21 protein-coding genes are annotated in these 21,023 nt (G+C 40.7%); 15 read left to right on the forward strand and 6 right to left on the reverse strand.

The window, feature by feature from the left end:
- Nucleotides 1–22: 22 nt before the first annotated feature.
- The 3 genes from RM544_RS09100 (at nt 23) to galU (ending at nt 4,314) form a co-directional block, all read left to right on the forward strand.
- Nucleotides 23–1,981 (forward strand): polysaccharide biosynthesis protein, encoded by a 1,959-nt coding sequence (locus RM544_RS09100; RefSeq protein WP_311361476.1) that lies wholly within the window; start codon nt 23–25, stop codon nt 1,979–1,981.
- 81 nt (nt 1,982–2,062) lie between these two features.
- On the forward strand, nt 2,063–3,403 hold the full coding sequence (locus RM544_RS09105) for a UDP-glucose dehydrogenase family protein (protein ID WP_311361477.1): 1,341 nt from the start codon (nt 2,063–2,065) through the stop codon (nt 3,401–3,403).
- A gap of 23 nt (nt 3,404–3,426) precedes the next feature.
- Nucleotides 3,427–4,314, forward strand: a complete 888-nt coding sequence (gene galU / locus RM544_RS09110) for a UTP--glucose-1-phosphate uridylyltransferase GalU (RefSeq protein ID WP_311361478.1) — start codon at nt 3,427–3,429, stop codon at nt 4,312–4,314.
- Between the two features lie 68 nt (nt 4,315–4,382).
- Here the strand turns inward: galU and RM544_RS09115 are convergent, their stop codons facing one another.
- On the reverse strand, nt 4,383–4,715 hold the full coding sequence (locus tag RM544_RS09115) for a ComEA family DNA-binding protein (protein ID WP_311361479.1): 333 nt from the start codon (nt 4,713–4,715) through the stop codon (nt 4,383–4,385).
- A gap of 353 nt (nt 4,716–5,068) precedes the next feature.
- Between RM544_RS09115 and RM544_RS09120 the strand changes: the two genes are divergently transcribed.
- From RM544_RS09120 to RM544_RS09160, 9 genes are all read left to right on the forward strand, one after another.
- Nucleotides 5,069–5,776 (forward strand): FkbM family methyltransferase, encoded by a 708-nt coding sequence (locus RM544_RS09120; protein WP_311361480.1) that lies wholly within the window; start codon nt 5,069–5,071, stop codon nt 5,774–5,776.
- 46 nt (nt 5,777–5,822) lie between these two features.
- Nucleotides 5,823–6,755, forward strand: coding sequence for a glycosyltransferase family protein (locus RM544_RS09125; RefSeq protein WP_311361481.1), 933 nt, complete (start codon nt 5,823–5,825; stop codon nt 6,753–6,755).
- A gap of 45 nt (nt 6,756–6,800) precedes the next feature.
- Nucleotides 6,801–7,514, forward strand: a complete 714-nt coding sequence (locus RM544_RS09130) for a class I SAM-dependent methyltransferase (RefSeq protein WP_311361482.1) — start codon at nt 6,801–6,803, stop codon at nt 7,512–7,514.
- Complete coding sequence (locus RM544_RS09135) at nt 7,474–8,394, forward strand: hypothetical protein (protein ID WP_311361483.1); 921 nt, start codon at nt 7,474–7,476, stop codon at nt 8,392–8,394. The genes RM544_RS09130 and RM544_RS09135 overlap by 41 nt, the downstream gene beginning before the upstream one ends.
- Nucleotides 8,391–9,275 (forward strand): hypothetical protein, encoded by an 885-nt coding sequence (locus RM544_RS09140; protein ID WP_311361484.1) that lies wholly within the window; start codon nt 8,391–8,393, stop codon nt 9,273–9,275. Before RM544_RS09135 ends, RM544_RS09140 begins: the two co-directional genes overlap by 4 nt.
- Before the next feature lie 26 nt (nt 9,276–9,301).
- Entirely contained in the window at nt 9,302–9,979 is a 678-nt protein-coding gene (locus RM544_RS09145) for a sulfotransferase family 2 domain-containing protein (RefSeq protein ID WP_311361485.1), read from the forward strand.
- Between the two features lie 306 nt (nt 9,980–10,285).
- The gene (locus RM544_RS09150) at nt 10,286–11,164 is read left to right on the forward strand and encodes a hypothetical protein (protein ID WP_311361486.1); all 879 of its coding nucleotides are present in this window, start codon (nt 10,286–10,288) and stop codon (nt 11,162–11,164) included.
- A 31-nt stretch (nt 11,165–11,195) separates the two neighbouring features.
- Complete coding sequence (locus RM544_RS09155; RefSeq protein WP_311361487.1) at nt 11,196–12,320, forward strand: glycosyltransferase family 4 protein; 1,125 nt, start codon at nt 11,196–11,198, stop codon at nt 12,318–12,320.
- 174 nt (nt 12,321–12,494) lie between these two features.
- Nucleotides 12,495–13,430 (forward strand): NAD-dependent epimerase/dehydratase family protein, encoded by a 936-nt coding sequence (locus RM544_RS09160; RefSeq protein ID WP_311361488.1) that lies wholly within the window; start codon nt 12,495–12,497, stop codon nt 13,428–13,430.
- A gap of 75 nt (nt 13,431–13,505) precedes the next feature.
- Here the strand turns inward: RM544_RS09160 and RM544_RS09165 are convergent, their stop codons facing one another.
- From RM544_RS09165 to queF, 4 genes are all read right to left on the reverse strand, one after another.
- On the reverse strand, nt 13,506–14,513 hold the full coding sequence (locus tag RM544_RS09165) for an isocitrate dehydrogenase (RefSeq protein ID WP_311361489.1): 1,008 nt from the start codon (nt 14,511–14,513) through the stop codon (nt 13,506–13,508).
- Nucleotides 14,514–14,667: 154 nt separating this feature from the next.
- The gene (gene ppnN / locus RM544_RS09170) at nt 14,668–16,029 is read right to left on the reverse strand and encodes a nucleotide 5'-monophosphate nucleosidase PpnN (RefSeq protein WP_311361490.1); all 1,362 of its coding nucleotides are present in this window, start codon (nt 16,027–16,029) and stop codon (nt 14,668–14,670) included.
- The gene (locus RM544_RS09175) at nt 16,029–17,537 is read right to left on the reverse strand and encodes a diguanylate cyclase (RefSeq protein ID WP_311361491.1); all 1,509 of its coding nucleotides are present in this window, start codon (nt 17,535–17,537) and stop codon (nt 16,029–16,031) included. The genes ppnN and RM544_RS09175 overlap by 1 nt, the downstream gene beginning before the upstream one ends.
- Before the next feature lie 10 nt (nt 17,538–17,547).
- Nucleotides 17,548–18,357: an NADPH-dependent 7-cyano-7-deazaguanine reductase QueF gene (queF, locus tag RM544_RS09180; RefSeq protein ID WP_311361492.1), complete on the reverse strand. Its 810-nt coding sequence runs from the start codon at nt 18,355–18,357 to the stop codon at nt 17,548–17,550.
- A gap of 171 nt (nt 18,358–18,528) precedes the next feature.
- Here queF and syd point away from each other — a divergent pair, with 171 nt between their 5' ends.
- A complete protein-coding gene (syd, locus tag RM544_RS09185; protein WP_311361493.1) occupies nt 18,529–19,122 on the forward strand; it encodes a SecY-interacting protein in 594 nt (197 codons plus the stop codon).
- On the opposite strand, the gene RM544_RS09190 is transcribed toward syd, so the two are convergent.
- Nucleotides 19,079–19,435: a hypothetical protein gene (locus tag RM544_RS09190; RefSeq protein ID WP_311361494.1), complete on the reverse strand. Its 357-nt coding sequence runs from the start codon at nt 19,433–19,435 to the stop codon at nt 19,079–19,081. The two genes, syd and RM544_RS09190, sit on opposite strands and share 44 nt — an antisense overlap.
- A 247-nt stretch (nt 19,436–19,682) precedes the next feature.
- On the opposite strand from RM544_RS09190, the gene RM544_RS09195 reads away from it, so the two are divergent.
- Complete coding sequence (locus RM544_RS09195; protein ID WP_311361495.1) at nt 19,683–20,051, forward strand: DUF3192 domain-containing protein; 369 nt, start codon at nt 19,683–19,685, stop codon at nt 20,049–20,051.
- A 242-nt stretch (nt 20,052–20,293) separates the two neighbouring features.
- Nucleotides 20,294–20,938 carry a GNAT family N-acetyltransferase gene (locus tag RM544_RS09200; RefSeq protein ID WP_311361496.1) on the forward strand — a complete coding sequence of 215 codons (645 nt, stop codon included), beginning with the start codon at nt 20,294–20,296 and terminating at the stop codon, nt 20,936–20,938.
- Nucleotides 20,939–21,023 lie beyond the last annotated feature (85 nt).

The following is a 21,023-nucleotide window of genomic DNA, read 5'->3' on the forward strand; positions in this document are numbered from 1 at the left end:
TATATTGTCTTTAAGGCGTTAAATGAAAAACAGCATAAACAAAATTTTTAATTCCTCGAGAAAATCAAAGCGGTTTATTACGTTGGTAGTGGACTCTATTTTTATTGTAATTTCGTTCTGGTCGGCTTTAGTAATCAGGCTTGATAATCTATCGGCATTTTCAATTGCAAACTATTGGCTAATTCTATCAGGATTGTTACCTATAAGCCTTTTAATATTCATTAAACTTGGCTTATACAGAGCGGTACTTCGTTACATGAGCTCACAAGCTGTATGGGCTGTCGTTGCTGGAACGATGCTATCCACAGCGGCTTTAGTGCTTATCGCATTCTTCTCTACAACAACAGTCCCAAGAACAATGCCACTGATCTACTGTGCATTGATATTGCTAACAGTGGGCGGTGCAAGACTATTAGTTAGAGCTCTGGTAAGTCAATTCACGGGCACAAATAAACGACCAGTAGTAATCTACGGGGCCGGTTCCGCCGGTCGACAATTGGCTACTGGAATCGCAATCGGCCCTGAATATTATGTGTCGGCATTTATTGATGACGACGCGACAAAGTACGGGTCTGTAATACAAGGGATCCCTGTAATTTCATTAGTTGAGCTAAAAGCCCTAATTGATGCTGGTAAAGCTATCAAGGTGCTACTTGCCTTGCCCAGTGCGTCCCGCTCTGAAAGAAATCGAATCATCAATTCACTAGAGAAGTACCAGATAAAAGTACAAACAATTCCAGGAATAGCCGATGTAATTGAAGGGAACTTCAATGCATCTGAGCTCATTGATGTCGAAATTGAAGACTTACTAGGTCGGGAACCCGTCACACCATTGCCGCAGCTAATGTCGCAAAACATTACTACAAAAAATGTAATGGTTTCCGGTGCTGGTGGTTCCATAGGGTCAGAGCTTTGTAGACAAATATTAAAATTTAAACCAGCTAAATTAGTCCTGTTCGAGCTAAGCGAATTTGCGCTATATCAGATAGAAAAAGAGCTTGGTGAATACATTAAAATAAACGGTCTAAAAACTAAACTATTGCCATTGATGGGCTCTGTACAACGAATCAATCGAGTCGAAAATGTCATGAAGGCATTTGAGATAAATACGATATATCATGCGGCAGCATATAAACATGTACCTCTAGTTGAACATAACGTTGTCGAAGGCATTAGAAACAATGTTTATGGTACATATTACACAGCAAAGGCGGCGATTAACGCTGGCGTTGAAACATTTGTTCTGGTCTCTACTGACAAAGCGGTAAGACCTACTAATGTTATGGGAGCTTCTAAACGCATGGCTGAACTTGTTCTCCAAGCATTATCTGAAGCTAAATTTAATAAGTCGACACGATTCTGTATGGTCCGGTTTGGTAACGTGCTCGGGTCTTCGGGGTCTGTCGTTCCCTTATTTAGAAAGCAAATTCAAGAAGGCGGACCAATTACGCTAACACATGAAGATATCACCCGTTTCTTTATGACTATTCCTGAAGCCGCTCAACTCGTTATTCAGGCGGGCGCGATGGGTAAAGGTGGTGATGTTTTCGTATTGGACATGGGTGAATCAGTCAAGATCAAAGATCTTGCTGAGAAATTAGTTCGTTTATCTGGTTTAGAAATAAAAGATGATCAGAACCCTAACGGTGATATTGAAATTCAATGCACAGGTCTTAGACCTGGTGAGAAATTGTATGAAGAATTATTGATTGGCGAGAACGTACAAGAGACATACCATGAAAGAATAATGACAGCTAATGAAGCGATGCTTTCATGGGAAGATTTAGAACCATTGCTCGATAAGCTAGACAAAGCCTGTCACGATTTCGATCATGAAAAAGTTCGCAGCATACTTTTAAACGCACCTACTGGTTTTAATCCTACTGATGGCATATGTGATTTAGTTTGGGCTGCTCGAAATGAAGATGAAAAAGTAGAAAAGCTTCCCGCACAGGTGATAACCTTACCAAGCACGAAATGATGAGTGGGCTAAAAAAATATTTCGGTAAATGAACGAAGAGAAGCTCTCTTCCGTTCAATTTTAGAAAAACAAGGAAAAGTAATGAAAGTAACAGTCTTCGGCATCGGCTATGTCGGCCTAGTCCAAGCAGCAGTGCTAGCGGAAGTTGGCCATGACGTTGTTTGCGTCGATGTTGACCAAAACAAAGTAGATAATTTAGAAAAGGGAATCATCCCAATCTACGAACCGGGACTGACACCATTAGTTACATCTAATTTCGAGCAAGGTCGTGTAAAATTCACGACAGATGCTGAAAAGGGTGTCACTCACGGCGAAGTCGTATTTATTGCTGTCGGCACACCGCCAGACGAAGATGGCTCAGCAGACCTCAAATATGTGCAAGCAGTCGCCAAAACGATAGCAACGCACATGCAGAAGCATAAAATCATCATCAATAAGTCTACCGTGCCTGTTGGCACTGCTGACAAGGTTATTGCAACTGTATCTGAAACCTTAAAAGAGCTAAATAAAGACCTCACTTTTGATGTGGTCTCAAATCCAGAATTCCTAAAAGAAGGTGCTGCAGTCAACGACTGTATGCGTCCAGATCGAATTATCCTAGGTACCGAAAGTGAGTTTGCAGAGAAGAAGCTTCGCGAGCTATACAGCCCATTTAATCGCAATCATGACAAAATTATAGTCATGGATGTGCGCAGTGCTGAACTAACAAAGTACGCGGCAAACTGCATGCTAGCAACCAAAATTAGCTTTATGAACGAGATGTCCAACTTAGCGGAACTCATGGGGGCAGACATCGAGAATGTGCGTAAAGGCATCGGTAGTGACCCTCGTATAGGCTATCAGTTTATTTACCCTGGTTGCGGCTATGGCGGCTCGTGTTTCCCCAAAGATGTGCAAGCGCTCGTTCGCAGTGCAAACGGTGTTGGTTACAAAGCAAAGATACTCGAATCAGTTGAAGCAGTTAACTACCGTCAAAAAGAGAAGCTATTTGATTATCTTATGGACTTTTATAAAGGTGATCTCAAGGGAAACACAATCGCTTTGTGGGGCCTTTCATTCAAACCAAATACGGATGATATGCGAGAGGCTTCTTCACGAGTATTGATGGAGAAGCTTTGGGAGCAAGGAGCAAAGGTGCAAGCCTTTGACCCTGAGGCTATGGAAGAAACTCAGCGTATCTATGGCAACCGTAGTGACTTATCACTAATGGGGACCAAGGAAGCTACCTTAAATAATGCAGACTGCTTAGTCATTTGTACTGAGTGGCAAGCTTTCAGAGCGCCAGATTTTGAGTTGATCAAATCAAGTATAAAAGACCCTGTAGTATTCGATGGAAGAAATTTATTTGAGCCATCGCTAATGTCGGAATACGGATTGCATTACTATGCCATCGGCAGAGCGCTATCAGTTAAAGCGCACTAAGTAAGTAAAGGAATTTAAAGCAAATGAGTCAAGTAAAGAAAGCAGTTATCCCAGTAGCAGGTCTCGGTACCAGAATGCTTCCAGCAACAAAGGCAATTCCAAAGGAAATGCTACCTGTCGTTGATAAGCCACTTATTCAGTATGTAGTAAATGAATGTGTGCAGGCTGGTATAAAGCAAATTGTATTGGTAACTCATGCGAGTAAAAACAGTATAGAGAATCACTTTGATACATCATTTGAATTAGAAGCGACGCTTGAAAAACGTGTAAAACGCCAGTTGCTTGAAGCTGTTCAGGCTATATGTCCAAAAGACGTAACTATCATGCATGTGCGACAAGGTGTTGCGAGTGGCTTAGGGCACGCGGTAATGTGTGCGTATCCGTTAATTGGAGATGCGCCTTTCGCTGTAGTCTTACCAGATGTCATTATTGACGACGTGGCAAGTAACCCGAAAAAGGACAACTTAGCGGATATGGTTGCTAAGTTTAATACAAGCCGTGTTAGCCAAGTCATGGTTGAACAAGTTGCTCAGGAAGATGTATCCAAATTTGGTATTGTCGATCTTGAAGGCAAGGAACTAGCGCAGGGTGAGTCAGGTAAGATGCATAAGATGGTTGAAAAGCCAGACTTGGAAGATGCACCCTCTGATCTAGCTGTGGTTGGGCGTTACGTATTGTCTGAAAAAACCTGGGATCTACTAAGAAAAACACCACCGGGGGCGGGCGGCGAAATCCAATTGACAGATGCTATCGATGCGCTAATGGAGCATGAGCAAGTTGATGCCTATTATATGAAAGGTAAAAGCCATGACTGTGGTAGCAAACTTGGTTATATGAAAGCGAATGTTGAATATGCGATGCGTCATCCTGAGCTGGGTGAAGAATTCACAGAGTATTTAAAGTCCCTATAGCTCGACTATAACTGTTTGACTAAACCCCGATAGTAAAAACTGCCGGGGTTTTTTATTGAGAATAAATCCTAAACCTTAACCATCTCGCTGATCTTAGCGACCATCTTCACTCCAATACCTTTCACATTGACCAACTCATCAACGCTTTTAAATTCGCCATTCAACTCTCGGTATTTCACAATTTCTTCAGCTTTTTTCTGCCCAACGCCAGGCAGGGCCGTTAACTCACTCGCATCAGCTGTATTAATGTTAATTTTGTATTCCATACTCTCACTTGTAGCAATCATTGTTCGAGCGCTAAGAGATGAAGTATCACCGGGTCCGAATGAAGCAACTGCTGGGTTAAAACTGAAAGCAGAAGCTAGAGCAATACTTGCAAGTATTAATTGAAGGTTTTTCATGGGTAATTCCTTTTATATTTAAAAATTCTAAATCGGTGTGCACGTGCACAGATTCATCATATGAGAGCTAAAAGCTTCACGAAACTGTCTACCAGAATGGTTTTTAAAATAGCCTGTCTGTTTTCTGTTCGTCAAAACGGTGACCCCGATTATCTCTAGTTTGTTCTAGTCCATAGACTTATGCCTGATATTTGACGCTCACATCTATCACTACAGCTCTATTGGTCTATATAGTGGCAAGATATTTACATTTTATTGGTATGGAATGTGCTACAACTAACCAAGTTTACATTGAAAAAGCATAGAGGTAGGTGAATGATAAGGATTAACAAAATCATCGCCGCAGGAGCTATATGAGTAGTACAAGTTTAAAAGAAAAGGTAGTGCATCTATTGATAGTCGCAATAGGGCTGATATCTAAAAATACTGCTGTTGCTACTTTTAGGTTAACAAATGCGATTAGACTCGTTCCCCTAACGTGGGTGATTGCTTACCTTGGAAAAAAGGTTGCCAAACGTAATATAAAACAGTACATCGACATAGGTACTAACGATGGTTACGAACTTAAACAAATAGTAAAAAGCATTGGACCGTTTCGCGAGGTTCATTGTTTTGAACCTAACCAGACGATTGCAGCAACACTAAAATCGGAACTCAAAGATGTACATGTTCATGCTATTGCGTTGGGGAAATCATCAGGCGAAGCGTTTCTTAGCACTCCAATAAAAGAGGGTGGAGAACATCAATCAAGAGCAGCCTCAATAGTGCTGGATCATGAAAACAATACCTTTGGTAATGATGTCCAAAAGGTGATTGTTAAAAACCCTAGAGATACAACAGTTAATTGGCATATTCCTTCGCTAATTAAAATCGATGCAGAAGGATCGGAGCTAGAGATATTGAATGAGCTGATCGACATTATCGACGAAAACAGTGTTGTTTGTATTGAGGATCATTGGGCTATTTTGGATTTTTCAGAACAAAAAGCATATAAGGCTTCTTTAGCCCATATTATTACACGCCTAGAAGACAATGGCGTTCATGTTCTAAAGTGGATGTGATTATGTTGATGTCTGATGTTGATTTTTCACTGAAAAGTGACTGTTGATGCTTAAAAGTGATTCGATAGAAAGCGTACATTTCATTGAGCCTGGGAAGTCTTATCTCCCAGAGTTAGACGCTTACACTGAATTCCTTACAATGCGTGGCATAGGAGTTTCACGCCATACATCGATCGATACGGTGCCGAGCAATGCCGGTGTCATTTGGGTTATTTGCGGAAGCGCCCCTGCTATTCCAAGCCGTTTCAAAAAAGAACTCATTGTTGTGCATGAATACGCTTCAGCTAGTGTGGGGTGTTTAGCGTTCTTGAAAGATAGATTTAAGTGTTTGTTTCACTCTAAACCCACCTATAGAGTTTTTTTAAATGAATGGGTAGAAAGACAATTTAATTTTAAAGATAATGTACCCTCCTTTTTGAGAGATATGGGTGTTCCCCATTATTTCTTTACTACTGAGCCCTCTGACAAGCGCTTCGACTATATATATGTGGGCGAAACAAGTCGCCTATTGGCTTTTCGTGATGAGCTTTCAGCTTTGAGCCTAGCCGGTAAATCCCTAGTTATTATAGGTAGTTATAGCAAGAAATTAGAAAATCTTGTTTCTACTTTACCTAATGTAAATTTGCTTGGTCGTAAAAACCAATCTGATATTCCATACTTTCTTTCTAAAGCCAAAGCGGGCTTAAACCTGATGCCGCTGCAAAGGCCCTATATATATCAGACTGCCACTAAGGTTTACGAATATTTGGCCGCCGGTTTACCTGTTGTGAGTAACAGCTATAAATGGATTGATAATCTCTCAAATGAACATGAAGAGGCTATTTTTGTGAGGAATAAACTAAGCAGTCCAGAGTGCTGGAATGAAGTCGAAAATGAGTTAATAAACCATCATGCTGAAAAAGACAGGATTGAAAAATACTCTTGGCAAACGCAAATGAGTTCATTTGGACTTTTGCAAGCATTAAACCTTAAACCTTGAATGAAATGAACGGTCAAAATTGAGTATACAATGGGGAGCCTGAAAGTGTTAATTACAAAAGTAAAAACGAAATTTAAGCAGTTTCTGCGTAGCTTAAAGCTCAATAAGCCAGCTCATAATCAGTTTATTTTTGGTCAAAAACTACTATCTGATATCGCCCTCGATTTTACAATTAAGAATTTGGCGTTTAGCAGCGTTTTAGATATAGGAAGCGGGGCGGGGGTTCATGCAGATATCTTTGCCTCAGAAGGCAAAAGTGTCACGCGCTTTGATTTTGGTAAATCGAGAGCATACACAGACAAAAATGATGTAATTGTTGGTGACTTCGTCAACTATGAATTTTCTGATAAATACGACCTAGTTTGGGCTTCCCATGTTTTGGAACACACCATCCATACACATGAATTTTTGACTAAACTTTTGGCAGTGTCGAGTAAAAATGGCTTTGTCGCAATAACTGTTCCTCCAGCCAAATCTGAGTTTGTAGGTGGTCATGTCACACTCTGGACACCCGCCTTACTTTTGTATCGTATGGTACTGGCCGGTTTTGATTGCAAAGAGGCAGTGGTCCTAAACTACGGTTACAACATTTCTGTTATTTGTCCGGCCAAGCGAAATCAGATGGAAATGAATGATTTGGCATGGGATTTTAATGATATAGAGCGACTGAGTGAATGGTTGCCAGACGATATTGTGCCAAGAATGGATGGTGCTAGGTATGGTAAAACTTATCGTAGCACTGAAACATATCTGTTTTAGTGAGCAATTCAAGGTCACTTACAAAAAAGGTAGTCTTATTTCAATGACCCGCGCAATAACAAATACTGAAGGAATTGCTGAATTCAATATTCCTGCGTCTCTGAATCGCCCCAATGGCTTATCTGCGATGGTTCGAGTGAGAAATGAAGAACTTATGTTGAAAGAGTCTATTGAATCGATTCAAGGCTACTATGATGAGATTGTGATATGTATTCAACCATCTGATGACAATACATTATACGAAGCGCAACAGTTGTCGTTACGTTTTGATAACGTCGTTTACTTTGAATATCCATTTTTGTCTTTACCAAACGGTTCAGGCTATCGCTACCAGGATGATAACTCCGTTTTTTCAAGAACTTACTTCTATAATTGGTGTTTGAGCAAGTGCAAGTATCAAACCGTCACGAAGTGGGATGCTGACATGATTGCATTGCCAAGTTATGCCCGTTTAATTGAAATGCTGAGAAATGGCGCTCAATTTATCATTGAGTACGGTATTGATCTTGCCTTTGACGGGCAGTATATGACTCAAAAAAAATATACTGGCAGCGAAATACGGCACTTTAATGCTCTTAAATCTACCTTTATTAATGGTGATATGTGTGAAGTACTTGGAGTGGACAGTCCCATTGGATCTATCTTTGGGAAAATACTTAGAAAGCAACAAACTCGCTTTTTAAACGAACCTACATACCTGCATTTTAAATGGTGTAAACCGCTGTATTTATCCACTCAAGCTTGGCCGAAGGATTGGAAAGACAATGAACACTTTCAACACTTGGTGAAAAGAACAAATAACCTAATAGAGAGAACCGCGCGCTTCGATTCCGACATAGAGAATACTATTAGCCAAATTTGTCAGAGGATGGCTCGATGAACTCAAAAGTAGCCTTAGGTGTAGGCCTTCCATTCTTCACTTTACTCTCTCTTAGTCGACATTATCGGATGTTAGTTATTCCAATACCGATGACGAAGTTCAGTCGGATGGGTTTTAGCAATCGTTGGGTCAAAAAAATCGTAGCTTGGTGGGGCAACCGACTAATATTTACATGGGGGGCTAGACTGCATGATTTAGATTTATCAATGTCTTCCATTATCGCCTTTGAGGATGGCTTTTATCGTTCCAATGATGTTTGGAAGAAACAACCCGTTCCAGAGAAAATTACCTACGAATTTGGTTACCCATATTACTGTTGCAAAAATGATAGTCGTCTAGCTATTGGCCTGAAATCTTTCGCCAAGTTGGACTCATTACCCAATAGCATTCAAGAAAAAGTAGATAAAGAAATAGGGGCAATTAATGCAGGTCGATGTAAATATGGGTGGAAAAGAATTGGACAAATTGAAGAGTCGATCGCAAACAAAACAATCATGGCAATGCAAACAGAAGGTGACTTCTCCATTACATACTCTCCAAATAAGAATACAAACTTCAAAGAATATGAAAAGGCTTTATCCAAGCATGATGCAGCTCTTATAAAGTTTCATCCGCTAGATCCTAATCGGTCAAATGCGTTGTCAACAATGACTATACAAGAGTTGGCAGCATCTAAAATAAAGTGCTTGTGTGTTTATAATAGCACTTTAGGTTTGGAAGCAATTGCTTGCGGAGTGCCCGTAACATATTATGGAGAAACACCCTTAGAGAATTTAATTGTCGCAGATTCAATTCATTATCCAGTGACGATTTTGCCAAGTGCGGATAACATTCAAAGGATTATTGCAGCATGCTACGTTTGCTATCCCACAAGCTTATAAGAAGCAAAATTAAACGTTATTGCGACATGCATATCTTAGATAACAAGACTGGATTGTTATTCGTAGAGAACCCTAAGGTTGGTTCTACCTTTCTACGCAACATTCTTTATGATAATTACCTTGAAGGAAATGCATCTGCGAGTAATGTCGATGTTCGCAAAATCACGCGGGCTAATTATTCAGTATGTGCTAACAAGTATAATTTCTGTGACTTTTTCTTAAAGTTAAAAATGAAGAAAGACAGTGTTCAAGTAGTTATGTTTCTGCGCGATCCTCTGATGAGACTCAATAGCGCGTACAACGACAAAATAAAGTCTTTTTCTAGCAAGGAATCAGAAGAATCAAAGGCTATCTTTCTTAAGTTAAGAAAGCGATATGAGAATTTTCTCGTTCAAAACAAAGTGAATGATCAATTGGAAAGCTTTATAAATTGGTGTGTGCTTCCAGAAAACGCGAATCCACATTGGGATTTTCAGTATGAAATTGCTCAAAAAGCTTTGTTAAAGCCGACTAAATTGGTGCCGCTGAATAAGATGTCTTCATTTCTATCTCATTACTACACGGTGATAAATCGAGACCCTATTAATCAAAGTAAAAATACGACTGAATGCCTAATCTCGAACGATTTATTAAGTGAGTTAGCGTCAAAGAAGCTCTTAAATGAACAGGAATACTATGAAAAGGCACTTTTATATGCAAAGTGATAACTCACTCAGTGCCGTAATAACGATGGCCTTCAATCAATGATAAAGTTTGCCTTCCAGTCTTTTGCGTCCTTAAAGTTACCGGTCATTCTTTCGTTTGGAAAATACTTGCCGCTAATGATGGCTCTTTTCTATTTTGGTGGGCTCGAGGAGAAAGGAAACCTATTGCTGCTAGTCACACTATTCGGATTGTGCAGAGTAGTGCCGACCCTCCCGATAGGTGGTTACATTATCCGTTGTGCAGTTGATAAAAAGTTAATAGGGCTGCCCATAAGCTACTTATTTTCTTCTCTGATCGTTTTATTTTTGATAAACATTTATTTTTTTGTAATGCATCCAGCTTTACTTAAAGACATCTTTGTTTTTACGCTTTTGGGTGCCTTAGCAGCAAACTACAATATATGTGTTGGCATTTATCAATCGGACATTGATGAGGGAAATACAAGGCAGCAAACAATTTACTTCTTGTTCTTGGCTTTTTGGTCTGTTGCTATACCCGCTCTAACTTACTCAATGAGTAGCATAGAGACGAGTGTTTTCTTTTACTTTATTTGTGTTGTCACTCTGTGCCAATGTTTTAGCTTTTATAAAGTGTTAAATGTTCGGGAGCTTAAAGCATATTTTCAGCAAACATCATCGCTGCTGGGCTTAACAGTGATTGCCCAATTTATCTACAGTATGGGTATCTTTGCATGGATTTCTGTAGATCGTCTGATTATATTAAAGCAAGGCCCAGACTTAGCAGTTAGTCAAGATCACTATGCAATGGTATCGGTTTTCGCTTCAATTTTTGCGGGAGTTGCTAGTACAGTGATAATCGCTAGTCGCAGTCGCTTTTTAAGGGTAGCGCGCCAATCAAATGTGCAAAAAATTTGTTATGCGATAGGTGGCACTATTATCGCTATTTCTGTTGTCACATATATCATCAACCCTTCAGCAATAATTGCGTTTCCTATTTCTCTAAGCCTTCTCGGTATCGTGCTTAGCTTTCTGATGATTAAGGCTCTTGATACAGAACACTCAATGCTTCTTAGTGGACTAATTTTATTCGGTTTTTCAGTATTGGTGTTTATCTTGCTAGAGTATATCTCGTTGGCAAGTGGGATGTTGATAATTTTAGTTGCGAAGTTTTTACTGCCGCTATTTGTCGATAAAGTATTACTTTTTTTGAAATCACGAAAGTAAAAATTAAGAATATAAAAGAGCACAGCCTTTAATGAAAATAGCACAAGTAATTACGCGTTCAGACACCCTTGGCGGGGCGAGCGCGCATGTAAGAGACTTGAGCAATGCGCTAATTGCTCAAGGTCATGAAGTGTGCGTGTTTGTTGGAGGCGATGGTCCTTTAAATGAGTTGTTTGAAAGAAATAAAATTCCAATCAAAAGTGTTACTTCACTAGTACGAGAGCTTTCTCCAGCAAATGACTTCAAAGCTTACTTCGAGTTGAAGAAATTATTGGCAGACTATTCTCCAGATATAGTTGCTTGTCATTCTGCCAAGGCTGGATTGTTAGGACGCTTGGCTGCATCAAAGTTAAACCTACCGGTAGTTTACACAGCGCATGGTTGGCCTTTCACCGAGGGTGTACCAAACCTACGGGCTTCTATCTACAGATATGTAGAAACGTTCATGGCAAACTTTTGTAATAATATAATTACTGTCTCGGATTACGATAAAAAGCTGGCTGTAAGACATGCTGTAGCTGATGAATCAAAAATCCGTGTTATCTGGAATGGTGTGCCAGAAGACTCCTTGATTCAAAATCGAGAGTCAAAAGATAGTGCTACGTTAATCCCAACCATTCTGATGATCGCAAGATTCGAGCAACCTAAAAACTTCTCTTTATTACTTAGAGCGCTGAGTGGACTTACCGATTTAAAATGGCAGGCAAAGTTTGTTGGTGATGGACCGGACTTAACTACTGTAAAATCGCTCTGTGATGAGCTAAGCCTCAATGAAAGAGTCTCGTTTTTAGGTTGGCGAAATGATATTGCAAACCTTCTCTCTGAAGCTGATATCTTTACTTTGATTTCTGATTGGGAGGGCTTGCCACTCAGTATCTTAGAAGCAATGAGGGCAGGTCTACCTGTCATTGCTAGCGATGTGGGTGGCGTTAAGGAAGCTGTTGAGCATGAACAGTCTGGCTTACTTGTTTCAAATAAACAGGTAGAAGAAATTACCACTGCGTTACAGCAATTACTAACGGGTAAGGCTTTACGTAAAGATATGGGAAATAAAGGCCGTGAGCGGTTTAATACTTTCTTTACAGTCGAGAAAATGACAGAAGCCACTCTTAGTGTTTATCAACAAGCAATTGCATTCGAGAAAGGCGAAGGCTAAATCTCACCGTTCAAAGGTTAATCAACTTTCTATTCAAAAAAAACAGCGCTTGGCCCAGTTTTTGCGTTCTAATCCATGAGGAGCGAAATCAAACTAGATTTTTCTATATTTTCATTAAAGGTAATCGCGGTTTCTACCGATAAATCACTATAAGATAAACACTGGAACTTAATCATGAACAAATCGCAGACAATATTCGTTACAGGCGCGACTGGTTTCGTTGGACGGCATTTAGTTGCCGCATTATTAAGTAATGGGTTTAAAGTAATCGTTGGTGTCCGCGACACAAGCAACGTCGATCCGCGTGTCGAAACAAAAAGGTTCGTCTTAAATGAACATACTGATGTTGATTTAACCGGCGTTGACTGTGTTATACATTTAGCAGGGCTTGCACACACCGTAAATGCGAGTGCCGAAAAATTAAATGAGATTAACCATGTGGGGACACAACGTATTTCTCAACTCGCTGCGAAACAGGGGGTTGAAAAGTTTATTTTCTTGAGTTCAATTGGTGTGAACGGTTGCTCAAATGAATCGCCTTTTAATGAAGACTCTGCCGCGAACCCGTTTAACGATTATACGGTTTCTAAACACTACGCTGAGCAAGCGTTAACTGATGCAACAACAAGCTCAAAAATGCAAAGCTTTATTATTCGTGCACCGTTGATTTACGGTAAAGACGCACCAGGCAACTTTCAAAAGCTGATTAAGTTCGCTAACTCAAATATTCCTTTACCATTTGGGCGAATTCAAAATGAGCGCAGTTTGTGCAGTATTTCCAACTTGTGCGACTTCATCATGTGTTGCTGTACAACTACGAATACGGATCTTAAACAGATTGAGAACTTTGTTATCGCAGATAACGAGCCAGTATCGACCTCTGCGTTATTTACTGCAATTTCAGGTGCGCTTGGTAAAACACCGAGATTGGTTGGTGTTCCAAAAACATTGCTAAGGGTCATTTTCAAAGCTACTCGTAAGCAGCAACTAGAAACAAGCTTAATGCATGATCTTACGGTAGATAATACATATGCAAAACGAAAGTTGAATTGGGAACCTCGATTAACACTTATGCAAGAGCTATCAGGACTTAATTTACAAGAACGTTAATAAAAAAGCTCAACAATCAAATGTTGAGCTTTTTTAATTCATTAGTACTAGGTTGTTAAAGAAACTTATTTAAACCTACAACCTCTCCAAAACCGCATCAGTAAACTCAGTAGTTCCGTGCTCACCGCCTAAATCACGGGTAGTGCGGTCACCAGATTCAATCACGTCTTTCAATGCGTTGCGAATGCGCTCAGCTTTGTCTGCCATATTCAAATATTCAAGCATTTGGATAGATGCTAAAATAACAGAAGTAGGGTTAGCTAGATTTTTACCTGCAATGTCCGGCGCTGAACCATGAACAGCTTCAAAAATCGCACAGTCTTCACCAATGTTAGCACCAGGTGCCATGCCTAAACCGCCAACTAAACCTGCACATAAGTCTGACAAAATATCACCAAACAAGTTTGTGGTCACAATGACGTCAAACTGGTGTGGGTTCATAACCAATTGCATACAGCAATTATCAACGATCATTTCATCTGATTGAATATCAGGATAACGTTCGCCAACTTCTCTAGCTACTTTCAAGAACAAGCCTGATGTAGATTTAAGGATATTAGCCTTGTGGACAGCCGTTACTTTCTTGCGGCCTTCACGACGCGCCAGCTCGTAAGCGAAAACAACGATTTTTTCTGCGCCTTCACGAGTGATTTTACTCATCGCTTCAGCTTCAGTACCGTCTTCAGATACAACTTGTCCTAAGCCACTGTACATGCCCTGAGTGTTTTCTCTCACGGTTATGATGTCGATGTCTTCGTAACGCGCTTTAGTGCCTTTAAATGACAGTACAGGGCGCAGGTTGGCATACAACTTAAACTGCTTACGCAAACTTACATTGATGGAAGTGAAACCTTCGCCTACCGGTGTCGTTAATGGACCTTTGAGCGCAACCTTATTCTTTGCAATTAACTCAAGTGTATCGTGAGGAAGAAGTTCGCCGTGATTTTCAAGGGCCATTAAACCGGCATCTGCATAATCGTAGGCGAAGTCGCAGCCGACTTTGTCTAATATTTTGGTCGCTGCATCGATAATATCCGGGCCAATACCATCGCCGCGTATTACGGTAATTCGTTGTTGAGTCATTTGAAAAGCTCCGTTGTTCTGTCGTTGTAGTGTTTTCTAGTCGGAATGTCAGTGGGGTTATTCACTGTGCGAAAGACTTAGTTCTAAGGCGTGGATTTTACCTTAAGGTGATAGGCTTAGATAGTGCCTATCACCAATATTCATATGGCTTATATTACAAACTGACTCGGTAGCACGGTTCGTACTTTGAGCCTGGAAGTTTCATTCGGCCTTGTTCCACAAAAGATGTCAGGAGTACGTCCATTTTTTGCATCAGAGCTGCGTCACCGCTAAGTTCAAAGGGCCCATGATCATGGATCTCTTTGATCCCCTCTGCTTTTACATTCCCGGCAACAATACCAGAGAAGCATTTTCTTAAAGTGGCAGCAAGTGCGGCTTTGGGTTGATCTAGGTGCAAGTCCAGAGTGCGCATGTTCTCATGGCTGGGTACAAAGGGCGTTTGAAAATCTTCTGAGATGTGTAGCGTCCAGTTGAAGTTAATTGAATCGCCATTATCTCGACGATAAGCCTCAACGTTTGCTTTCTGTTCAGATAACAGGGTCGCTACTTTGGCAGCATTACCGACAACAATCGTGTACTTTGCCTGCGCTTCTGGACCGAGTGTGTCACCAATGAACTGATCTATCGCTTCAAAATAACCTTTGCTATTTTCTGGCCCCGTCAGAATGAGCGGTATTTGCTGGTCTTTGTTCCTGTCATCCATTAACAAGCCTAGTAAATATAGGAGCTCTTCGGCAGTGCCCGCACCACCTGGGAAAATCACTATGCCATGCGCGATACGAACGAAGGCCTCAAGACGCTTTTCGATATCAGGCATAATAATCAATTCATTCACAATAGCATTCGGTGGCTCGGCCGCAATGATGCTGGGTTCGGAAATCCCTAAGTATCGACCCCCTTTATTTCGCTGTTTTGCATGGCCAATAGTGGCACCTTTCATTGGTCCTTTCATAGCACCGGGACCGCAGCCTGTGCAGATATTAAAACCGCGCAAACCTAACTGATAGCCCACGAGTTTCGTGTATTTGTACTCTTCGCTACGAATAGAATGACCGCCCCAACATACCACCATATTAATCGGTTGATCCTGGAGGATGGCATCCGCATGCCGGAGCATATCGAAGACGACATGAGTCGTGAGATTGGTCGGTGCATCAATAAGGTTTTTGAAGGCCTCACTGTGCTTACTGCCCATGTATAGCATATCTCGCAGCACGGCGAATAAATGCTCGTGTACGCCCTTGATCAAGTGCCCATCGACGAAAGCAACTTCGGGAGGGTTAATCAGTTCCATTTTTACGCCACGTTCGCGACGTATCAAACGCACATCAAAATCACCATAGGGTGCAAATAAATTATGGTAGTTATCTTCTTCAACGCCGCTATTGAGAACGGCTAAACAACAATTTCGAAAAGTATCGTACAATTCACTTTCTGTAGATTGCTGGAGTAAGCTGACTTCGAGTTGTGATAATTGACTCATCCAACCAACGGGATTGAGTTGCACTGTGGTCATTAAGTGTCCTTATAAATAGTTTTGTTTCGGCCTGCTTCTTTGGCTTTGTATAAATAGGTATCTGCCTGCTCAAAAGCCTGCTCTAGAGTGATTTTGTTTCCGATCTGACTAAGGCCGCAAGAAATAGTGACCGACACTCTTTCTCCTTTAAACTTAAAAGGGAGTCCAGCAACTTTTTTGCGAATAATCTCAATTTTTTCATAGGCTTTTTCAAGCGAAGTGCTTGGCAGAAGTAGCACAAACTCTTCTCCGCCCCAACGGGCAACAAAGTCATCAGCGGGCAAATACTGGCGAATATGCTTGGCAATCACTTGAAGGGTCTTGTCGCCAACCGTATGGCCATAGGTATCGTTAATTTTCTTGAAGTGATCAATATCCATAATGCCAATGCAAAGGTCGTGGCCTTTCTCTTTGGCTTGTTGTACCTCTAGTTGTACTTTTTCTTCATAGGCCATGCGATTCGGAAGCTTAGTTAATTGATCGGAAAGCGCCGCCGAACGCTGGGTAAATAGCTTCTGTTTGTGTGTCACCGCTTCCGCTTCTAATTCTTCTACGCGCTGTTGCATTTGCTTCATCAGCACAATAGTCGCCTTTTGTTCTTGTTGTTCGGCTTTTGCAGATTTGGCCAAAGAGACCTGCATTTTCTCCAGGTGTGCTGTTGCTTGAAGCTTTAAATCATCCAGAGCGTCACTGTCTTTAACCACACCTTCCATGACTGATATTTGTTCATTAATATCAGCATTGTATTGCTCTCTTTTTTCTTGACGCTTTTCTGAATCTGAAATCGTCGTTTTGATGTTGTCGTTAATACTCGTTAGTGATTTGTGAAGCGTGTTGATTAGGCGACTTGTTGCACTGGCTTCTTTAATCACATCACGGATCACAAAACGAATAAGGACTAAACAACACTCCAAAAGTTCTTTCTGATCAAGACCTTTGGTTAATTTTTGATGAATTTCTTTTAGGTTTTTATCTGTTTTATTTGCCACATAAAAAGGCGCTATCAGCTCTTTGAGTTCCTGCGTTATTCTCTCATGCAGAGCAAGTTGCTCTGATGATAACGTAGTGCTACCCGTATCATTGTTTTGTAGCGCTTTGTTATATAAGCCCAATGCTTTCTCAAACTGAGCAAGAGGCGCGACAACTGCGTTTTTGTCCGGAGATAAGGACAAAAGGAAGTCGCTGACTTCACTGCGTACGTCTGGTGAAACACCTTTTAAATTGCTGAGTTTTTTGAGTGCATTTTGAAGGTGTGATACCGAGTCTAAATTGCGCTGTTTAAAGAATTTTGTATCTTTCTTCAGGTTAGCGTTTAGTTTGCTGGTAATTTCTGTAGCTGCATCATAGTTAGGCTTCCCAGATAACTGCTTTTTCAGTAGCGAAAGCTCTTCATCTAAACGAGGGTTAGCGCCTTGATAGAAGTTCGCCATGCTCACAATAAAAATAGAAAGCTTGTCTAAATACTGACGAGCAATCATCAATTGTTTTTTAGGCGAAACTTCGGTCATAACAGTAGCCTTATTGTCTAGCCAGCCTTGCATCAGCATAGGTGGTTTCAAAATTTGAACGGAAGGGGTTAATATCTAAGCCACCTCGACGTGTATAACGAGCATAAACCGTTAGCTTATCTGGTTTACACATTTGAAGTATGTCGTAATAAATACGCTCTACACATTGCTCATGGAATTCATTGTGTTGTCTGAATGAAATCAAATATCGTAGCAAACCTTCTTCGTCTATCTTGTTGCCGGCATACTTTATCAAGATGCTACCCCAATCGGGTTGATTGGTAATTAAACAATTTGACTTTAACAAGTGACTCACCAGAGTCTCTTCAACAGCGACGTTTTTAGTACTCAATAAATTCGGGCTGATATCGAAATCAGTTATTTCAATATCCAAATCATCGATGCACTTACCTTCAAATAGACCAAATTCGATGCTTGAAAATTTCGAAGAGGGAATAACAACGACATCAACCTTCTCTCCAGCACACTGCGATAAGTCGCTCTCTATCGTTTCGGCAACGAGTTGCAGTGAGCCAAACTTACTTTGGTTAAAGCTATTTAAATAAAGCTTAAATGATTTTGATTCAATCAGATTAGGTGAAGTGACAGGGACCTCACAACGCAAGATGGCAACTTGCGGTTTACCCTTTAGGTTGAGCCATGACAATTCGTAGCCATTCCAGATATCGCTTCCATGAAAAGGCAGCTCTGATGGTAATTTAATTGCATCACGGCTCAGTGAGCGAGGTACAGCTTGTAGTAAGCTATTATCATATTCTTGTGAGTATGATACTGATTTCCCCAGTGTTAGGTGGTCCAAAGATGTCTCCTATTGGCAGCTTAATTTTATGAGTGTTGTGTACTTAAAATCCGATTCGCTCTGTCTGACAAAAGGTAAATTAGCTTTGTATGACAATATTGTCGGTGTACTTAAGATTACGTGTAATTTATCATAAATGCTCAATATCATTAACTATGGCAACAAAAAACGATGTCTACGAATTCTGCTGATGCACTCATTTCTTCGCTTGAACAATTTCATACTGCTTATATCGACCTAATAGGCAATGGCGATAGTCTAATGATGACAGAGTTTGACAGTGATTGGTTATCTCCTTGTATACAACTCAGTGAAGAATCATTAGCAACAATGGCAGATGGTTCAGAAGTGCCTTGGAAACCGGTGAAAAGAGATGCGAATTTGAATTTAGATAACCTCGCCAGTGCCCTTGAGATAGACATCGATCCTCAACTGTCTGCTCTTTTTTGTAGCTACTTTAGCCACGATTTGCCAGCGAGGGCACAGCGTGGTGATTTAGATATTATTCAAGTTTGGAATGAAGATGACTTTGAACGCTTGCAAAAGAATCTGATTGCCCATGTGTTGATGAAAAGAAGACTCAAGCAAGACGACACTTTGTTCTTTGCCACTACTGATCAGGAAGAATTCATTATTAGCCTAGACGTAAAAACGGGAAATGTCATGCTAGAGCAGGTGGGCAAAGTACCACAAGAAGTATTGGCACCAGACATTGCTACCTTTATTTCTGGCCTAACACCGCGACCTGTTGTTGCAAGTCTGTAACTTGGTCTTGCAATGTTTCAATTGTTTCGTTTCCTTGCTCAACTTGCGTCGCGAGCTGTTTAACTAACAGCTCAAGCGTTTTTAACCTCTCTGCGGTATCTTTATTAGATGATTGCCCACCTTTGATTTCATTGGTGATCATGACTTTTTTTAGCGAATCTTTGTTTTCTTTCCAGTAACTTAAGCCTTTGATTATCAATGGGATAGGTAGGGGAGTTGTTGATTTGGCTTTTATCATACCGACACTCGGTTGCTTTCCTTTTTCACTAAGTTCGATGCAGATATTAACGACCATTTGTATATCAGAATTCATTCTTTGTTTTCCCGGGCGAATAAGCCTTGAATATCATTAAGGAAATAAACCAATCTGTTAGCGAGTTTGACGAATATTTAGGGTAATTAAAAGAGTTTGTTCAGGCTGAATTCATAAAATTTAGCGTAAGCTATTGATGATGTTGGCGATTTACTTGTTGGTCCAATATTTGTTTAAGAGAATTCTATAAAACTAATTAACGTTCAAAATTGAACGTTTTACAAAACAAACTCAAAAGGATGAAAAAATGAAAGCACTTCTTCTTTCAAGCATTATGGCTAGCTCTTTACTTCTTGGCGGATGCGTAATTTCGATAGGCGATGATGAGGGGGGTTATTCTTATGGTTCAAGCTGGGAAAAGCGTGAAGCAAAGAACCGCAACTACATCTCTGAACTAGACTTAGGCGTGTCTAAAGAGCGTATCATTGACACCTTAGGTGCAGCAGACTTTACAGAACTGACCACTAGCAATGGTGAGAAAGTACAAGTTTTATACTATCGAACTCAACGTATACATGATGACAGTATGACCACGAAAGACGAATGTACACCGCTTGTTTTTATTAACGGTGAACTTGTTGGATTTGGTGAATCAGTCGTCCAAAAATACATTTAGGTCCTCGGACCCTTTCCCGCATGATGGCCAATTGGTCATCACACCATGGCTTTGTACATGCAATGCCGATAGAGCGTTTCGCTCTTTTGCCCTCAGCTTCCCTTGCTTGAGGGCTTTTTTCTTTGATGTAGATCGTTTTGCATTCACTTTCTCATCGTATTGTTAAATAAATGTTAGCGTAATTCCCAAAATGTTTTATTGTATAAGTGTCAGCAGACCGAAACGATATAAAGGAATGAAGTATGACAACTGCCGCTTACAAGCCCGAAATAGATGAAATCAGAGCATGTTACCTAGGCGCCGACGACCTAAAAGTAGCTGCGTCGATTCTATACAATGCTTATTTTGACGATCCTCTCTTTAATGACATTTTTGAAGTTGAGAGAGAAGGTTATGAGAATCGCTTACGCTCAGCCATACGCGAAGAGCTGAATGCTTTTTGGGATGGTAAGCAGCCTATGATTGGTTTGTTTGAACATGGGCGTCTGCTAGCGGTTGCATGCTTAATCAGTCCGGATGCTGCTTTTGGTGCAGGTCGTTATTGGCACTGGCGTTTGAAGATGCTACTCACTGCCGGCTTCCTTGGCACCAAGCAAATGATTTCAAAAGAAGAAAAAGTACGGGAATGCATCCCTGCGAAAGATTACCACATGCTTTCGTTTATTGGTGTTCACCCAGATCATCAAGACATTGGTCTTGGGCATATCTTGATGCGCGGGATTGTTGGTTTGCTTCAAGAAGACAATAAAACAGAAGGCGTTGGCGTATTTGTGACCCTACCTAAATGTCTTTCGTTCTTCGTTGATGGCCAGTTTGAGTTAGTAAAAGAACTAGAAGTGGGCGATATCACTGGCAAAGTGATGTTCCGTAAAAAACTTAAGGGATAAAAGGTGATACTGCTTGTACGACATTTCTTACAAGCGTGTGAGCGAAAGTGCTTTTGTACTACATTCTTTTTCTGCAGCCGAAAAA

Origin of the sequence: Brumicola blandensis (assembly GCF_031846165.1) — a bacterium.
Taxonomy (GTDB): domain Bacteria; phylum Pseudomonadota; class Gammaproteobacteria; order Enterobacterales; family Alteromonadaceae; genus Glaciecola; species Glaciecola blandensis.

What these genes read in the sequence shown, in the direction of transcription:
- RM544_RS09135 (WP_311361483.1), top strand. Translation starts at nt 7,474, where the DNA reads ATGGTAAAACTTATCGTAGCACTGAAACATATCTGTTTTAGTGAGCAA.
- ppnN (WP_311361490.1), bottom strand. Translation starts at nt 16,029, where the DNA reads ATGACCACAGTGCAACTCAATCCCGTTGGTTGGATGAGTCAATTATCA.
- RM544_RS09190 (WP_311361494.1), bottom strand. Translation starts at nt 19,435, where the DNA reads ATGAATTCTGATATACAAATGGTCGTTAATATCTGCATCGAACTTAGT.
- RM544_RS09140 (WP_311361484.1), top strand. Translation starts at nt 8,391, where the DNA reads ATGAACTCAAAAGTAGCCTTAGGTGTAGGCCTTCCATTCTTCACTTTA.
- RM544_RS09155 (WP_311361487.1), top strand. Translation starts at nt 11,196, where the DNA reads ATGAAAATAGCACAAGTAATTACGCGTTCAGACACCCTTGGCGGGGCG.
- syd (WP_311361493.1), top strand. Translation starts at nt 18,529, where the DNA reads ATGTCTACGAATTCTGCTGATGCACTCATTTCTTCGCTTGAACAATTT.
- RM544_RS09195 (WP_311361495.1), top strand. Translation starts at nt 19,683, where the DNA reads ATGAAAGCACTTCTTCTTTCAAGCATTATGGCTAGCTCTTTACTTCTT.
- RM544_RS09200 (WP_311361496.1), top strand. Translation starts at nt 20,294, where the DNA reads ATGACAACTGCCGCTTACAAGCCCGAAATAGATGAAATCAGAGCATGT.
- RM544_RS09125 (WP_311361481.1), top strand. Translation starts at nt 5,823, where the DNA reads ATGCTTAAAAGTGATTCGATAGAAAGCGTACATTTCATTGAGCCTGGG.
- RM544_RS09115 (WP_311361479.1), bottom strand. Translation starts at nt 4,715, where the DNA reads ATGAAAAACCTTCAATTAATACTTGCAAGTATTGCTCTAGCTTCTGCT.
- RM544_RS09165 (WP_311361489.1), bottom strand. Translation starts at nt 14,513, where the DNA reads ATGACTCAACAACGAATTACCGTAATACGCGGCGATGGTATTGGCCCG.
- RM544_RS09100 (WP_311361476.1), top strand. Translation starts at nt 23, where the DNA reads ATGAAAAACAGCATAAACAAAATTTTTAATTCCTCGAGAAAATCAAAG.
- RM544_RS09120 (WP_311361480.1), top strand. Translation starts at nt 5,069, where the DNA reads ATGAGTAGTACAAGTTTAAAAGAAAAGGTAGTGCATCTATTGATAGTC.
- RM544_RS09145 (WP_311361485.1), top strand. Translation starts at nt 9,302, where the DNA reads ATGCATATCTTAGATAACAAGACTGGATTGTTATTCGTAGAGAACCCT.
- RM544_RS09175 (WP_311361491.1), bottom strand. Translation starts at nt 17,537, where the DNA reads ATGACCGAAGTTTCGCCTAAAAAACAATTGATGATTGCTCGTCAGTAT.
- RM544_RS09160 (WP_311361488.1), top strand. Translation starts at nt 12,495, where the DNA reads ATGAACAAATCGCAGACAATATTCGTTACAGGCGCGACTGGTTTCGTT.
- RM544_RS09105 (WP_311361477.1), top strand. Translation starts at nt 2,063, where the DNA reads ATGAAAGTAACAGTCTTCGGCATCGGCTATGTCGGCCTAGTCCAAGCA.
- galU (WP_311361478.1), top strand. Translation starts at nt 3,427, where the DNA reads ATGAGTCAAGTAAAGAAAGCAGTTATCCCAGTAGCAGGTCTCGGTACC.